Origin of the sequence: Streptomyces filipinensis, assembly GCF_014649495.1 — a bacterium.
GTDB lineage: Bacteria > Actinomycetota > Actinomycetes > Streptomycetales > Streptomycetaceae > Streptomyces > Streptomyces filipinensis.
The window spans coordinates 193,303-209,412 of sequence record NZ_BMTD01000010.1 but is presented as its reverse complement, the minus strand read 5'-3'; the positions used below and the strand labels follow the sequence as shown (position 1 = coordinate 209,412).

The 16,110-nt window shown below is 71.6% G+C and carries 12 protein-coding genes; 6 read left to right on the top strand and 6 right to left on the bottom strand.

What is annotated here, in order from left to right; genetic code table 11:
* Positions 1–33 precede the first annotated feature (33 nt).
* Positions 34–900: an alpha/beta fold hydrolase gene (locus tag IE244_RS22990; protein WP_191875441.1), complete on the bottom strand. Its 867-nt coding sequence runs from the start codon at positions 898–900 to the stop codon at positions 34–36.
* Positions 901–983: 83 nt separating this feature from the next.
* Positions 984–1,433, bottom strand: a complete 450-nt coding sequence (locus IE244_RS22985; RefSeq protein WP_191875440.1) for a hypothetical protein — start codon at positions 1,431–1,433, stop codon at positions 984–986.
* 142 nt (positions 1,434–1,575) lie between these two features.
* Here IE244_RS22985 and paaK point away from each other — a divergent pair, with 142 nt between their 5' ends.
* From paaK to IE244_RS22970, 3 genes are all read left to right on the top strand, one after another.
* Complete coding sequence (paaK, locus tag IE244_RS22980; protein ID WP_191875439.1) at positions 1,576–2,880, top strand: phenylacetate--CoA ligase PaaK; 1,305 nt, start codon at positions 1,576–1,578, stop codon at positions 2,878–2,880.
* Positions 2,881–3,018: 138 nt separating this feature from the next.
* Positions 3,019–3,351, top strand: a complete 333-nt coding sequence (locus IE244_RS22975) for an ArsR/SmtB family transcription factor (RefSeq protein WP_191875438.1) — start codon at positions 3,019–3,021, stop codon at positions 3,349–3,351.
* Between the two features lie 97 nt (positions 3,352–3,448).
* Complete coding sequence (locus IE244_RS22970; RefSeq protein ID WP_191875437.1) at positions 3,449–4,330, top strand: TIGR03620 family F420-dependent LLM class oxidoreductase; 882 nt, start codon at positions 3,449–3,451, stop codon at positions 4,328–4,330.
* Here the strand turns inward: IE244_RS22970 and IE244_RS22965 are convergent.
* Complete coding sequence (locus IE244_RS22965) at positions 4,320–5,816, bottom strand: acyl-CoA synthetase (RefSeq protein ID WP_191875436.1); 1,497 nt, start codon at positions 5,814–5,816, stop codon at positions 4,320–4,322. The genes IE244_RS22970 and IE244_RS22965 overlap by 11 nt on opposite strands.
* A 209-nt stretch (positions 5,817–6,025) precedes the next feature.
* On the opposite strand from IE244_RS22965, the gene IE244_RS22960 reads away from it, so the two are divergent.
* The 3 genes from IE244_RS22960 to IE244_RS22950 all read left to right on the top strand — a co-directional run bounded on the left by IE244_RS22960 (position 6,026) and on the right by IE244_RS22950 (position 11,576).
* Entirely contained in the window at positions 6,026–7,489 is a 1,464-nt protein-coding gene (locus IE244_RS22960; RefSeq protein WP_191875435.1) for a cytochrome P450, read from the top strand.
* Positions 7,490–7,517: 28 nt separating this feature from the next.
* Positions 7,518–8,489: a (-)-alpha-amorphene synthase gene (locus IE244_RS22955; protein WP_191875434.1), complete on the top strand. Its 972-nt coding sequence runs from the start codon at positions 7,518–7,520 to the stop codon at positions 8,487–8,489.
* Positions 8,490–8,666: 177 nt separating this feature from the next.
* Positions 8,667–11,576 carry an ATP-binding protein gene (locus tag IE244_RS22950; RefSeq protein ID WP_191875433.1) on the top strand — a complete coding sequence of 970 codons (2,910 nt, stop codon included), beginning with the start codon at positions 8,667–8,669 and terminating at the stop codon, positions 11,574–11,576.
* Between the two features lie 48 nt (positions 11,577–11,624).
* Here the strand turns inward: IE244_RS22950 and IE244_RS22945 are convergent, their stop codons facing one another.
* From IE244_RS22945 to IE244_RS22935, 3 genes are all read right to left on the bottom strand, one after another.
* The gene (locus tag IE244_RS22945) at positions 11,625–13,175 is read right to left on the bottom strand and encodes an acyl-CoA synthetase (protein WP_191875432.1); all 1,551 of its coding nucleotides are present in this window, start codon (positions 13,173–13,175) and stop codon (positions 11,625–11,627) included.
* The gene (locus IE244_RS22940) at positions 13,172–14,284 is read right to left on the bottom strand and encodes an NAD(P)H-dependent flavin oxidoreductase (protein ID WP_191875431.1); all 1,113 of its coding nucleotides are present in this window, start codon (positions 14,282–14,284) and stop codon (positions 13,172–13,174) included. The genes IE244_RS22945 and IE244_RS22940 overlap by 4 nt, the downstream gene beginning before the upstream one ends.
* A gap of 94 nt (positions 14,285–14,378) precedes the next feature.
* Positions 14,379–15,944: a phytoene desaturase family protein gene (locus IE244_RS22935; RefSeq protein ID WP_191875430.1), complete on the bottom strand. Its 1,566-nt coding sequence runs from the start codon at positions 15,942–15,944 to the stop codon at positions 14,379–14,381.
* Positions 15,945–16,110 lie beyond the last annotated feature (166 nt).

Below are 16,110 nucleotides of genomic sequence, written 5' to 3'. Positions count from 1 at the left end.
CACGCCAACCGGGCCCGTCCGCCTCCCGGTCGCCTACTTCGCCGGGGGCGGAACGGCGTCAGCGGGGCCCTCCAGGAAGGTGAGGGTGCGCTTGAGGAACCATTCCGGGTCGTCCAGCCAGGGGTAGTGGCCGGCGCCGGGCTGTACGGCGAGCTCGGCCCGCGCGAAGGTCCCGGCGGCGCGGCGGGCGAGGTCCGGGCGCGGGCCGCCGTCGAGTTCCCCGGCGTGGACGAGGACCGGCGCGGTCAGCGCGGCGAGGGCGGTCCGGGTCGCGTCCGGGGTGAAGGCGCCGTCGCCGAAGTAGTGCTCCGCCGCCTCGTCGTTGGTCTGCTCCGGCTCGGCGTCCGCGTGGGCCCGGGCGGTGTCGTCCCAGCGGCCGTGGAAGAACGGCACGAACACGTCGTCGAAGCCCGCGTCGCCCGCCAGCCAGGCCTGGAAGGCGGGGAACGCCCGCGCGAACCACGGCTCGTCCGCGCGCAGCCGGGCCGCGGCCAGCCGGTCCTCCGGGGTCGCCCGCAGCCCCAGGGCGGACGGGTTGGGGGTGATCAGCAGCAGCCGCCGTATCCGCTGCGGGTGGCGGGCCGCGTAGAGCATGGCCAGGGCCGCGCCCGCCGAGTGGGCGAGCAGGTCCATGTGCTCCAGACCCATGTGCGCGCGCCACGCCTCTACGTCCTCGACCATCCGGTCGCAGCGGTACGTCGCCGGATCCGCAGGGATGGCGGAGTCCCCGGTGCCCCGCAGATCCAGCAGGGCGAGGCGCCGGTGCGCGGACAGTCCGCCGAGGTCACCGAGATAGGCGGAGGCACGCATGGGGCCGCCGGGGAGGACGGCGAGGGGCTCGCCGTCGCCCCTCAGGTGGTAGGCGAGCCGGGTTCCGTCAAGGGCGGTGAAGATCGGCATGAGCATGATCATGTCGGTCCGCCCGGAGCGGCGCAACACTTCACCGCGGGAGCTCACGGCCGGGACGAGAGCGGGGTGCCGCCTCACAAGGCGATGGGCCGGTACGCGAGGAGTTCGTCCACGACGCGCGCGGGCGTGGCGTCCTGCTCGGTCACCCTGAAGGAGTCGGGATGCGCGACGTTCACCTCCAGCACGAGCCGGTAGTAGTCCGCGTCGGGATCTCCGTCCGCGTGTGCGGCCCGCATCCTGCGGACGATCTCGGTCAGTTCGTCCCGGGTGATGTCCGGCACGCGTGGCCACGCCGGCCGGGCGGCCTCCAGCGCGAACTCCCGCAGATCACGCGCCGCCCACCAGTCCAGAAAGGCGCCCGGCCCGTAGGCGTGCCCGGTGGCCACGTTGAAGGCACCGATCGCCCTGCGCCCGGCCTCCTCGTCCGCACGCAGCAAGGTGTCGATCCGTTCGATCTCCCCGGCCAACTCCGTCAGTCGCTCGGCGGGCACGGACGGGGGAAGCAGTTCGCGTCGCAGTTCCACATGCCCATGGTGCGGGGCGGCCCGCACAGAAAGTCGCCGCAGCCCTCTTGCCTGGAGCCGCAGGGCCTGAATTACTGACCCCGAAGGGATCGACCGAATGATCGGTCGTCCGGAATGTGAGGACGGCGAGGGAGACGGCTCCATGGCGGACGCGACGGACCTGCTCGACGCGGGCGAACGGCTCCGGCCCGATGAGCTGCGGGAACTGCAGCTGGAGCGTTTGCGCACCACGCTGCGGCACGCCTACGACAACGTGCCGTTCTACCGGGAGTCCTTCGACAAGGCCGGTGTCCGCCCGGAGGACTGCCGCTCCCTCGCCGATCTGGTCCGTTTCCCCTTCACGACCAAGGCCGACCTCAGGGACAACTACCCGTACGGCATGTTCGCCGTGCCGCGCGAGCGGATCCGCCGGCTGCACGCCTCCAGCGGCACCACAGGACGCCCCACGGTGGTCGGCTACACGGACAGCGACCTTTCCATGTGGGCCGACATGGTGGCGCGGTCGATCCGGGCAGCGGGCGGGCGACCTGGTGACATCGTGCATGTGGCCTACGGCTATGGGCTGTTCACCGGTGGTCTGGGCGCCCACTACGGTGCGGAGCGCCTGGGCTGTACGGTCGTCCCGGCCTCCGGCGGCATGACGGCCCGGCAGGTGCAGCTGATCCGGGATCTGCAACCGTCCGTGATCATGGTGACGCCTTCCTACATGCTCACCCTGCTGGACGAGTTCGAGCGCCAGGGCGTGGACCCGCGCGCCACCTCGCTGCGCGTGGGCGTCTTCGGGGCCGAGCCCTGGACCGAGCGGATGCGGCACGAGATCGAGGAACGGTTCGCGATCGACGCCGTCGACATCTACGGCCTGTCCGAGGTGATCGGCCCGGGTGTCGCGCAGGAGTGCGTGGAGACGAAGGACGGGCTGACCGTGTGGGAGGACCACTTCTATCCGGAGGTGGTCGATCCGATCACGGGTGAGGCGCTGCCGGAGGGCGAGCGGGGTGAGCTGGTGTTCACCTCGCTGACCAAGGAGGCCATGCCGGTCGTCCGGTACCGCACCCGCGACCTCACCCGGCTGCTGCCCGGCACGGCGCGTGCGTTCCGCAGGATGGAGAAGATCACCGGGCGCAGCGACGACATGGTGATCCTGCGCGGGGTCAACCTGTTCCCGACCCAGATCGAGGAGATCGTGCTCCGCACGCCAGGCGTGGCGCCCCACTTCCAGCTCCGGCTGACCCGGGAGGGCCGGCTCGACCGGCTGACCGTCCGCGCCGAGGCCCGCCCGGACGCGGGCGCGGAGGCGCGCGAGGCGGCGGCCAGGTCCATCGTCGCGGCGGTGAAGGACGGCATCGGGGTGTCCGTCGACGTGGAGATCGTGGAGCCGGAGTCGCTGGAGCGGTCGGTCGGCAAGATCCGCCGGATCGTCGACCTGCGCCCCAAGAACGCCGGGTAGGCCATGCGCACGGTGTCCCGGCCCGCGCGCAGCCCGGCACGGCCGGGTCCGCCTCGCCTCCGCCCGGGCTCAGCCCGGCCCGACCTGGGTCGTATCGACGTACCTCGAAACGTCGTCGGCGGCCTATAATCCCGAGCCATGACGGACAGCGCCCCCCTCCCGGACCCGGATCTCGTCAACGCCCTGCGGGCACTGTCCAACCCGATGCGCCTACAGATGCTGCGCTGGCTGCGGGAGCCCGAGCGGCACTTCCCGACGGAGGCCGCCATAGCCGATCCCGCCAAGGTCGGTGTGTGCGTCAGCCACATCCAGGCAAAGGCAGGACTGGCCCAGTCGACCGTGTCCGCCTACATGGCCGAACTCCAGCGCGCCGGCCTGGTCCGGGCCACCCGGGTGGGCAAGTGGACCCACTACAAGCGGGACGAGCAGCGCATCGCCGACCTGGTCGCGGAGCTGGGGCAGACGCTCTGACAGCACCCCTCCCGGACACCGGCGCCTCCTTGCCAAACATATCGAGAATCTGCGATATTGCGATTCACTGATACCTACTCCGCGAGGGAGCACACGGATGGACCTCGGCGCCTTCGGGATCTACACCTTCGACTTCGAGCACCAGCCGGCCGCGCGGATCCGCGACTCCGTCCAGGAACTGGAGGGCCTGGGCTGGCGGACGCTGTGGGTGCCCGAACTCCTCGGGCGGGACGCGTTCACACACGCCGGCTTCCTGCTCGCGGCCACCGGGCGGCTGGGCGTCGTCAACGGCATCGCCCGGATCTGGTCCCGGGAGGCCCGCTGGACACACGGCGCCGCCCTGCTGCTCGCGGACGCCTACCCGGGCCGGCATGTGCTGGGCCTGGGCTTCGGCGGGCAGCCACGCCCCGGCGTCAAGCCCCTCGCCGCCATGGCCGCGTACCTCGACGAGCTGGACGCCATGGAGACCCCCAACCCCCGCCCGGCGCAGCCGGTGCGGCGGCTGCTGGCCGCGTACGGCCCGAAGATGCTGGAACTGGCCCGCGACCGCGCCGACGGGGCCCAGACCTATCACGTGAACACCGACCACACGGCGCGGGCGCGGGAGATCCTCGGACCGGACGCCTTCCTGGCCGTCGAGCACGCGGTACTGTTCGAGGCCGACCCGGTGCGGGCCCGCGCCCTCGCACGCGAGCACCTGCACGGCTACCTCACCACCCCCTACAACCTCGCGAAGTTCCGCCGGCTCGGATACACCGACGACGACCTCTCCGGCGGCGGCAGCGACCGTTTCGTGGACGACCTGGTGTTCTGGGGCGATCCGGACACGGTCGTGCGGAAGCTGCGCGGGCATGGGGAGGCGGGGGCCGATCACGTCGCCGTACAGGTGATCGGTGTCGAGCCCGGCGCATCGGCGCTGCCCGCCTGGCGCCTGCTGGCGGACGCCCTGCTGCCGGAGAAGGCCCCGGCTAACCGCTGAAGCGGTTCCGCAGCGCGCGCTTGAGGATCTTCCCGCTGGCGTTGCGCGGCAACTCGCTGACGAACAGCACCCGTTTGGGCGCCTTGAACGGCGCGAGCTTCTCCTTCACATGGGCGATCAGCCGCTCCTCCGTCACCTCGCCGCGTGGGACGACGACCGCCGTGACGGCCTCGATCCACCGCTCGTCGGGCAGGCCGATCACGGCGGCCTCGGCGACGGCCTCATGGGTGTAGAGAGCGTCCTCGACCTGGCGCGAAGCCACCAGGACGCCACCGGAGTTGATGACGTCCTTCACCCGGTCCACGATCGTGAAGTAACCCTCGGCGTCGCGCACCGCGAGGTCACCGGAGTGGAACCAGCCGTCCCGGAAGGCCTCCGCGGTCTCCTCGGGCTTGTCCCAGTAGCCCTCGCACAACTGCGGTGAGCGGTAGACGATCTCACCGGGCGTGCCGTCGGGCACGTCCTCGCCCTGGTCGTCGACCACCCGCGCGTCCACGAACAGCACGGTACGGCCGCAGGAGTCCAGCCGGCCCTCGTGTTCGTCGGGGCCGAGCACCGTCGCCAGGGGGCCGATCTCGCTCTGCCCGAAGCAGTTGTAGAAGGCGAGCCCCGGCAGACGCTCGCGCAGCCGCTGCAGGACCGGGACGGGCATGATCGACGCGCCGTAGTAGGCCTTGCGCAGGCCGTCGAGGTCACGTGTGGCGAAGTCGGGCCGGTTGGCGAGGCCGATCCACACGGTGGGCGGCGCGAACAGGCTGTCCGCGCGGCCCGCCTCGATCAGGTCGAACAGCCGGTCCCCGTCGGGCGCGTCCAGGATGATGTTGCTCGCGCCGACGGCGAGGTAGGGCAGCAGGAACACATGTGTCTGCGCCGAGTGGTACAGCGGCAGCGCGTGCACCGGCCGGTCCCCGGCGCTCAGGTCGAGGGCGGTGATGGCGCTCAGGTACTCGTGCACCAGGGCCCGGTGGGTCATCATCGCGCCCTTGGGCAGAGCGGTCGTACCCGAGGTGTACAGCAGCTGCACCAGGTCCTCGGTGCGGGGTTCGGGCCCGTCGTACGGCGCGCTGTCCGCCAGCCGGGCGAGGAGCGAGTCCTCGGCGTCCCGGAGCGGCAGCACGCGTACGCCGTCCGGGAGCCGCCCGGCGAGGCCGGGGTCGGCGAGGACGAGGGTGCTGCCGGACTGGCCGACGAGGTACGCCAGGTCGTCCCCGGTCAGGTTCTGGTTGACCGGCACGTGCACCAGGCCCGCGCGGGCGCAGGCGAGGAAGGCGATGAGGTAGGCGTCGGAGTTGTGGCCGTAGGCGCCGACCCGGTCGCCGGGCGTGAGGTTCTGCGCGAGCAGTACCGAGGCCGCCCGGGAGACGGCGTCGTCGAGTTCCTCGTACGTCCAGCGGCGTTCGCCGTACTCCACCGCGAGGCGGGCCGGGGTGCGTCGGGCGCTGCGCCGCAGCACCCCGTCGACCGTGCTGCCGTGTCCCTGCGTCATGACTCATGATCCTCAGTCCGTCACAGAGGCAGGTCAAGCAGCAACGGCTGTTCACCGAATGCAACTTTTGCTTCTGCGTGCTCCTGTGCGCCCCTCTGGAGAAAGGTTTCCGGAAACCAAGCACCGTTGAACTTGGGCAGGACATTCCTCAGGCCAAGTCCGTAGCAGATTCACACATTTCACGTGTCTTCGTCGGGCAGGAGGTACCCATGAGCTGTGCTGTGCCTGAACAGAAACGAACGTGGCGAACAGGTACTGCTCCCGGCATATTCCCACTCCTCGGTCACGGTATCGCCTTCTACCGCCGGCCGCTGGCTTTTCTGAATTCTTTGCCCGCACACGGGGATCTGGTCGAGATACGGCTGGGCCCCCAGCGCGCCTGGATGGTGTGCCATCCGGAGCTGACCCACCAGGTGCTCATGGATCCGCACACCTTCGACAAGGGGGGCCCGCTGTACGACAGGCTCGGCAAACTGATGGGCGACGGTCTCGTCACCTGCCGCCAGCCGGCGCACCGGGACAAGCGCCGGCTGCTGCAACCCGCCTTCCGTCCCTCCCACGTCACCGCCTACACGGACCTCGTCACCGAGGAGTCCGCGTCGGTGTGCGAGACGTGGCAGGCGGGCCGGACGGTGCCCGTCACCGAGGCGATGACGACCCTCACGACCCGCGTGATCAGCCGGGTCCTCCTGTCCGACTCGCTGGACGACACGACCACCGCCGAGGTGCGGGACTGTCTCGCCGATGTCGTCCGTGGCCTCTTCGTCCGCACGGTCGTACCGATCGACGCCCTGTTCCGCCTCCCCACCCCCGCCAACCGCCGCTACCGCCACGCGCTCGTCCGGCTGCACGCGATCATCGACTCGGCCATCGCGGAGCGCCGCCGGGGTGCCGACCGCGACGACGTGCTCGGAACCCTGCTGACGGCCGCGCGCGGCGACGGCGAGGGCGCGGCGATCACCGGCCAGGAGGTCCACGACCACCTGATCACACTGCTGCTCACGGGTGTCGAGACCCAGGCGCTGTGCCTGGCCGCCGCCTTCAGCCTGCTGGCCCGCCATCCCGAGGCGGAACGCCGGCTGCACGACGAACTCGACACCGTCCTCGCCGACGGCCGTCGACCCGGTCCCGACGACCTGCCGCGCCTCGTCCACACCCGCTGCGTCGTCACCGAGACGCTGCGCCACTCGTCGCCCGGCTGGCTCTTCACCCGCGTCGCCACCCGGGAGACGGAACTCGCGGGGTGCCGTCTGCCCCAGGGGGCCACCGTTCTGTACAGCCCCTACCTCCTGCACCACGATCCCTCGTCGTTCCCCGACCCCGAGCGTTTCGACCCCGGCCGCTGGCTGCCGGGGCGGCCCACCGCCGAGCAGCGCCGCGCGCTGATGCCGTTCTCCGCGGGCAACCGCAAATGCCTCGGCGACGAGTTCGCCATGGTGGAGGCCACCCTGGCGCTCGCGACCATCGCCGGCCGCCGGCGCCTGCGCCATCTGCCGGGGCAGGCCGAACAGAAACCGCGGCCCGGAATCACCATGGGACCGCGCTCCCTGGTCATGGTCTGCGAACCGCGGTCCCACCGGCCCGCCGCCACCTCACTCGCGCCCGGAACAACGGCCGCCCCACGCACCTCGGACGCCCGAACGGCAGGTGACCACGTTGTCGACAACACATGAGGAAGTCACACTCGGAGTTCCAGACGGAATGCCGGCCTCCACCCTCCGGGACCTGATCGACTCCCACCTCCACATGCCCTTCCCGTTCGCGCGCAACCCCCATGAACGCGAAGCCGCGGCCGGCGTCGACGCATGGCTGAAGGTGTGGGGGCTGACCGACGCACCCGATGTGGCCGTGATGATCGCCCGCACCCGCCCCGCCGAGCTCGCGTCCTACAACAGCCCCACCATGGACGCCGGCCTCCTCCAGATCATGGCCAACCAGATCGCCTATCAGTTCGTCTTCGACGACCGTGCCGAGGACGTCGGCCGGCGCTCTCCCGGCAGGCTGCTGCCGATGCTGGGCGAGAGCGTCGCGATCCTGCGGGACGGCCGGCCGCCCAGCACCCGTCTCGGAGCGGCCCTGGCCGATCTCCACCGACAGGTCCGGGAACGCTGCACACCCGCGCAGGCCGCGCGATGGGCCTGGAAGAGCCGTGAGTATGTGCACGGGCTGTTGTACGAAGCGGTGGCGCAGGCCCAGCCCTACCTCCTGCGGACCGGGGACTGCACCTCCATACGGTCGCTGACCGCGGGCATCGAACCGTTCTACCCGCTGTCCGAGGCCGCCCAGCCAAACGAGCTGTCCCCTGCCGAGCTCCACCACCCCGTGGTACAGCGGCTGGGCCGCCTGTCGGCCGACGCGGCGGTATGGATACCCGACCTGTTCTCCGCGGTGAAGGAACAGCGCGCCGGCGGCATGATCAACCTGGCCCTGGCCCACCAGCGCGAACACCACTGCACCCTGCAGGCCGCCGTGATGCTGGCCATCCAGCAGATCAACGGCGCGATCGAGGAGTTCCAGCAGCTCTACGCGCAGGTCAAACCGGAGTTGAGCCCCGCAGGCATCGGCTACGTGGAGGGCATGATCGGCTGGATCCGCGGGTGCTACCACTGGTCCCGCACCGTGCCGCGCTACGCGGACGTCGCGTCGGTGCCCGCCGTGTCGCAAGGCACCTGACACGCTCCCGCGACAGCGCCACCGAGAGGTGGCCATTCACGCCCCCTACCCGATCGGCGGACATTATCCCACCTGCGATTCATGATTCACCCTATGGTGCCCAAACCAGCCTGCCGCACCATTGCGAGGCGTACGCTCGGCTTCCCCCGGGCCGAACGAAAGAAGGCGGTACGGCACATGGCGACGGAGCCGCGGCAATCGTTCACGGAGCAACGGACCTTGATCGAGCGCCGACAGGAACTTCAGGCCCTCGACGCCGCGTTCCAGGAACTGCGCCGCACCCCGGACGGGGTGCCCCGGGCGAGCCGCGGAGGACTGCTCGCCTTCACCGGTCCGGCCGGGCTGGGCAAGACGGCACTCATCACGCAAGCACGGGTGCGCGCCGCGGCACACGGATTCACCGTGCTGTCGGGAAGGGGCGGGGAGAAGGAACAGGGGTCGGCGTTCCGCGTGGTGCGCCAGCTGCTGCAGCCCTCGCTGGCACGGATGGACGGGGCGGAACTCCGCACCTTCCTGGGAAGCTGGTACGACATCGTGGCCGCGGTCCTCGGTCTCGAAGCGAGCGGCCCCGCCCCCGCGCCCGACCCGACCGGGGTCCGTGAAGGTCTCGACTGGGTCATGACACGGCTCACCGTGAAGAAGGCGCCCGTCGTCCTGCTCCTGGACGACCTGCACTGGGCGGACCTGGAGTCCCTGCGCTGGCTCTCCTCCTTCGCGGCACGAGTCGACGACCTCCCCCTGCTGATCGTGGTCGCCTACCGGCCCGACGAACTGCCCTGCGCGGCGGACGAACTCCGCGCGCTGGTCGGACACCACGGCGACCGCCCCCACGACCTGGCGCACCTCACCGCCGACGGCGCGGCGCAGATCATCAGGAAGGAAGTCGGTGAGGCAGCCGAGGACGTGTTCTGCAAGGAATGCTGGTCGGCCACCGGCGGGAGCCCGTTCGAAACGGTGGAGCTCGCCATCGGACTCGCCGAGCGGAAACTGAGGGGCACCGAGGACGACCTGCCCGCGATGCGTGAACTCGCCGCCGCGATCAAGGGCCCGGGACTGATCGAGCGTCTGGAACGACTCGACACGGCGACCGTTCGCTTCGCCCACACCGCGGCCGTACTGGGTTCGCCCTTCTCGCCGCGGCTCGCCGCGACCATCGCGGTGCTCGGCGACGAGGCCGCCACCGAGGCTGTCGAGAAGCTGCGCGCGGCCCGGATCCTCACCGACGGCCACGGCCCCGAGGGTGAGCTTGAGTTCCTCCACCCGCTGATCGCCACGACGATCTACCGGTCCATTCGCACCGGCTTCCGCGCCGGTTTGCACAACGCCGCCGCGCAGGCCGTCGTGGCCGCGGGACACGGCCCCACCGCCGCCGCCCGGCATCTGCTGGAGGTCCCCTGCGAGGGCCGTCCCGAAGCTGTCGCGTGTCTGCGCGAGGCCGCTCGGGAGTACCTTCACGCCGGAGCGACCGAGGCCGCCCAGCGCCTGCTGAACCGTGCGCTGCAGGAACCGCCCCTGCCCGAGGACCGTGCCGCGCTCCTTCACGAACTCGCCTGCGCCACGTTCCTGATCGAGCCCATGGCCACGGTGCGCTATCTCCGCCAGGCACTGGCGGAGCCCGACGTCGACCCGGATCTGCGCGCCTCCATCGTCTTTCGGCTGACGCAGGCCCTGGCTCACACCGATCAGCTGGCCAAGGCCGTGACCGTGGCCGCGGAGGAGGCGAGGCAGGCCGCCAGTCCGCGCGTCAAACTGCGGATGCAGGCGGACCATTTCGTATGGAGCATGATCCGTACCGACGACCCCGACTCGCCGGCCCGCTCCCGGACCCTGGCGCGTCTGGCCGAGCAGTTGCCCGGTCGCAGCCTGGAGGAACGCTACATCCTGGGCCTGCGGGCCTGGGATGCCGTCCTGCGGGGCGAACCGCGGCAGACCGCCCTCACCTATGCCGAGAAGGCCCTGCGTGGCGGCATGAGCTGGACCGACGAGAACCGCGGCTTCGAGGTACCCGCCTCGGTCGCCCTCGTGTTCATGTACGGCGACCAACCGCGGCGGGCCGAGGGGCTGTTCAACAAGGGGATCGCCGAATGCGTGGCCATGGGCTGGCGCGGCTCCCACCTGGCCCTCGGTCAGGCCCTGGCCGGCTATATCCGCTACCAGCGCGGCTGCCTGGCCGAGGCCGAGGACCTCGTCCGGGAAGGTCTGCGGATCGCCAAGAAGGTGGAGGGGGCCGTGCCCGCCCAGTGGTACGGCGTCAGCGTCCTGATCCAGACCCTGCTGGCCCGGGGGCGCATCACCGAGGCTCGTGCACTCGCCGACGAACACCACTTCGGGGAGGTGACCCCGAACGCCGTCATCTATCCCGATCCGCGCACCGTGTACGCGGAACTGCTCCTGGCGGAGGGGCGGCACGCGCAAGCGGCGGCGGTGCTGTCCGAGGTCGGGAACTGGCTGGACCAACGGGGCTGGCGCAATCCGGCCTGGTGCCCGTGGCAGCTGCGGCTCGCGAGCGCCCTCGCCCCCACCGCCCGGGACGCGGCACTCGCCCATGCCCAGGACGCCGTCCGCCGCGCCCGGGACTTCGGCGCCGCCTCCATCGTCGGCCAGGCCCTGCACACCCTCGCCGAGGTGACCGGCGGAACGGCGGCACTCGATCTGTACGCGCAGGCCGTCGACCACCTGGAGCAGTCGCCCGCCGCCTGCGAACTCGCCCGCGCCCAGATCGGCCACGGCGCCGCGCTGTCCCGCAACGGGCGGCTGCAGGAGGCCGCCGACCGGCTCTACCAGGGCCTGGAAGGAGCCGTCCACTGCGGAGCCGAGGGACTCGCCGCCCGGGCCAGGGCGGAACTCTCGGCGGCCGGACTGCGCCCACTGCCGTTGCGCTACGTGCAGCCGGACACCCTGACCGCCCAGGAGCGCCGTACCGCCGAACTGACCGTCCAGGGACACCCGGTGGCGGTGATCGCCAAGGAACTGCGCCTGACCGAGCAGGGCGTGCGGCAGTTGCTGTCCAGCGTGTACCGCAAGGTCGGCACCGACGCCGCCGGTCTCGCCGGGTTCCTGGAGGGCGGTCCCCGCCACCGCCCTTGAGGGCGTGCGTGCCGGCGGACGGCGTGCCGGCATCGCGCCGGACCGGGGTCACACCGGCCGGCTCCGCCCCTGCCAGTACGGGTCGCGCAGCCGCCGCTTGTACAGCTTGCCGTTGGGGTCGCGGGGCATCTCGGCGATGAAGTCGACGCTCTTGGGCCGCTTGTAGCCGGCGAGCCGCTGCGCGCAGTGGTCGAGGAGGGACGTGGCCAGGTCCGGGCCGGGTTCATGTCCGGGAGCGGGTTCGACGACGGCCTTGACCTCCTCCCCCCAGTCGTCGTGCGGGATGCCGAAGGCGGCGGCGTCGGCGACGGCGGGGTGGGAGAGCAGCACGGACTCGATCTCGGCCGGGTAGATGTTGACCCCACCGGAGATGATCATGTCGATCTTGCGGTCGCGCAGGAAGAGGTAGCCGTCCTCGTCCAGGTAGCCGAGGTCGCCGACGGTGAAGAAGTCGCCGATGCGGTTCTTGCGGGTCTTGGCCTCGTCCTTGTGGTAGGAGAAGGCGCCGGTGCTCATCTTCATGTAGACGGTGCCGAGCGCGCCGGGCGGGAGCCGGTTGCCGACGTCGTCGAACACCGCGAGTTCGCTGATGGGCCAGGCCCTGCCGACGGTGCCGGGCTTCTTCAGCCAGTCCTCGGCGGTGGCGAAGGCGCCGCCGCCCTCGCTGGCCGCGTAGTACTCCTCCACACAGTGCCCCCACCAGTCGATCATGGCGCGCTTGACGTGGTCGGGACAGGGGGCGGCGCCATGGATCGCGTGCCGCATGGACGAGACGTCGTAGCGGGCCCTCACCTCGTCCGGGAGGGCCAGCAGGCGGTGGAACTGGGTGGGGACCATATGGGTGTGGGTGCAGGTGTGGGTGTCGATGAGGCGGAGCATCTCCTGGGGGGTCCACTTGTCCATCAGGACCAGACGGTGGCCGATGTGCAGGGACGCGCCCGCGAACTGCAGCACGGCGGTGTGGTAGAGCGGCGAGCAGACCAGGTGGACGTTGTCGTCGAACGGCTTGATGCCGAAGATCCCGAGGAAGCCGCCCAGATAGGCCTCCTCGGGCGGCTTGCCGGGCAGCGGGCGGCGGATGCCGCGCGGGCGTCCCGTCGTACCGGACGTGTAGTTCATGACCCAGCCGAGTTCGCGGCCGGAGGGGGCCGACTCCGGCTGCCCGTCGAGGAGTTCGGCGTACGGCCGGAAGCCGTCGGCCGCGCCGACCCCGTACCGGTGCGTGGCCGGGAGCCCGGCCTCGTCGGCGGCCCGGCGCGCCGCGTCGGCGAACCGCTCGTGGGCGATGAGCACCTTGGCGCCGGAGTCGGCGACGATCCAGGCGATCTCGGGGCCGACGAGGTGGTGGTTGACCGGTACCAGATAGAGGCCGGCCTGGGTGGCGGCCAGGTAGGCGGTGAGGAACTCGGTGCCGTTGGGCAGGACGACGGCGAAGGCGTCACCGCGCTGCAGCCCGGCCGCGCGCAGCCCGTGGACGAGCCGGTTGGCGGCATGGTGCAGACGGCCGGCGGTCCATTCCTCGCCGTCGGGGGCGACGAGGACGGTACGGTCGGGCTGCTGGGCGGCCTGGGCCCAGAATCCGGCAGGGGGTGTGCTCACGACTGGCCGCTCCTTCCGGCGATGCGGTTGATGCGGTCCACGGCCTTCTCGAAGCCGCGGGTGAGGTCGTCGACGACGGCCTGGACGCTGCGTTCGCTGGTCATCCGGCCGACGATCTGGCCGACGGGCGTGCCGAGCAGCGGATCGACCTCGTACTTCTGGATGCGGGAGACCGCCTCGGCCACCAGCAGGCCCTGCAGCGGCATGGGCAGGGTGCCGGGGCCGGCCGGATCGTCCCAGGCGTCGGTCCACTCGGTACGGAGCTGGCGTGCGGGCTTGCCCGTCAGGGCACGGGAGCGGACCGTGTCGCCCGACCCGGCGGCGAGGAGCTTGCGGGTGAGGGCGGGCGCGTGCAGATCTGCTTCTGTGGTGGTCAGCCATACAGAGCCCAGCCACACACCCTGAGCGCCCAAGGCGAGGGCGGCGGCTACCTGCTGTCCGCTGCCGATGCCGCCGGCGGCCAGCACGGGCAGAGGGGCGACGGCTTCCACGACCTCCGGGGTGAGCACCATGGTGGCGATCTCACCGGTGTGGCCGCCGGCCTCGTAGCCCTGGGCGACGACGATGTCGATGCCCGCCTCCTGGTGCTTGCGGGCGTGCCGGGCGCTGCCCGCGAGGGCGGCCACCAGCACGTCCCGGTCGTGGGCGCGGGCGACGACGTCGGCGGGCGGGGAGCCGAGGGCGTTGGCGAGCAGCCGGATCGGGTGGTCGAAGGCGACGTCGAGCTGGGTGCGGGCGACCTGTTCCATCCAGCCGGTGATGCGCCAGCCGGACGCCTCGCCCTCGACCAGCTCGGGGACGCCGTACCTGGCGAGGGTCTCGCGCACGAACCGCCGGTGCCCCTCGGGGATCATGGCCTCGACGTCCGCCTCTGTCACACCTTCGACCTTCTTGGCGGGCATCACGACGTCCAGCCCGTAGGGCAGGCCGCCGGTGTGCGCGTCGAGCCAGTCGAGGTCTCGTTTGAGGTCGTCGGGGGCGGTGTAGCGGACCGCGCCGAGCACGCCGAAGCCTCCGGCCCGGCTGATGGCCGCGGCGACGGCGGGGAACGGCGTGAAGCCGAAGACGGCGTGCTCGACTCCCAGTTTCCTGCTCAGCTCCGTCTGCATGGGCGCAGGATGCCGCAGCCGGCCGGACGACGGAAGAGCTTTCCTGACGTCCCGTCAGATTATTTGCGGACCGCTGTGTTCGTCTGTGCCCGTGTCACGCGGTGGCCTCCAGCACCGCCATCGCCGCGTTGTGCCCCGGTACGCCGCTCACCCCTCCCCCGCGCACCGCGCCCGCGCCGCACAGCAGGACGTTCCGGTGCCGGGTCTCCACGCCCCAACGGCCCGTGTCCTGCTGGGCGTAGGGCCAGGAAAGGGCGCGGTGGAAGATGTTGCCGCCGGGCAGCCGCAGGTCCCGTTCGAGGTCGAGCGGGGTCTTCGCCTCGATGCAGGGGCGGCCCTCGGCGTCGGTGGCCAGGCAGTCGGTGAGGGGTTCGGCGAGGTGGGCGTCGAGCTGGGCGAGGGTGGCCTTCAGCAGTTCCTCGCGTACGGCGTCGTTGTCCCGGTCGAAGAGCCGGGCCGGGGTGTGCAGGCCGAACAGGGTGAGCGTCTGGTAGCCGCGCTCGGCGAGCTCGGGGCCGAGGATGGTGGGGTCCGTCAGGGAGTGGCAGTAGATCTCCGAGGGCGGGGCGGCGGGGAGTTCACCGGCGGAGGCCTGGGCGTGGGCGGTGGCGAGCTGCGTGTAGCCCTCGGCGATGTGGAAGGTGCCGGCGAACGCCTCGCGCGGGTCGACTGCCGGGTCGCGCAGCCTGGGCAGCCGGGTCAGCAGCATGTTGACCTTGAGCTGGGCGCCCTCGGCGGGTTCGGGTGCCGCGTCGCCGGTGAGCGCGGCCAGTTCCCGCGGGGAGGCGTTCACCAGGACGTACCGGGCGGCGGCGACGCCTTCCCCGTCGGCCGTGCGATAGGTGACCTCGGCGGCTTCCCCGTCGGTGGCGATCCGGACCGCCTCGTGCCCGGTCGCGACGACCGCGCCCGCCGAACGGGCCGCGCCGGCCAGGGCGTCGGTGAGGGCACCCATGCCGCCGACGGGCACGTCCCAGGCGCCGGTGCCGCCGCCGATGACGTGGTAGAGGAAACAGCGGTTCTGGACGAGGGAGGGGTCGTGGGCGTCGGCGAAGGTGCCGATGAGGGAGTCGGTGAGGACCACGCCCCGGACGAGGTCGTCCTGGAAGTTCTCCTCGACGGCGACGCCGATGGGCTCCTCGAACAGGGTCCGCCATGCGGTCTCGTCGTCGATGCGGCGGCGCAGTTCCTCATGGGTGGGCAGGGGCTCGGTGAGGGTCGGGAAGACGCGCTCGGCGACGTGGGTGGTCATGCCGTAGAAGCGCTGCCAGGCCTCGTACTCGCGCTCGCCGCCGGTCAGCCGGGCGAAGGCCTGCCTGGTGCGCTGCTCGCCGCCGCCGACGAGGAGTCCGGTGGGCCGGCCGTCCCGCTCCGTCGGGGTGTAGGAGGAGATGGTGCGGGAGCGGACGCGGAAGTCCAGGGCGAGATCGCGCACGATCTTCTGCGGCAGCAGGCTGACCAGGTAGGAGTAGCGCGACAGCCGGGCGTCGACACCGGTGAACGGGCGGGTGGAGACGGCGGCGCCGCCGGTGTGCCCGAGCCGTTCCAGCACCAGCACCGAACGGCCGGCCCGGGCCAGGTAGGCGGCGGCGACCAGGCCGTTGTGGCCGCCGCCGACGATGACGGCGTCGTACGCGCGGGTTCCCTCGTTGGCAGACATGGTTCTTGGTAACACGGGATGATCCCGCTCGGCGAGAGCGCGCTTGCGTGGTCCGCGTCGCCGCACGGCGGCCGGCCGCCCCGCGCCGGGGCCCGGCCCCGGCCGGACCGGCCCCCCGGTGCGGCGGTCGCGGCACATGCCGAGGTCAGTCCGGTCGCCGGCCCGT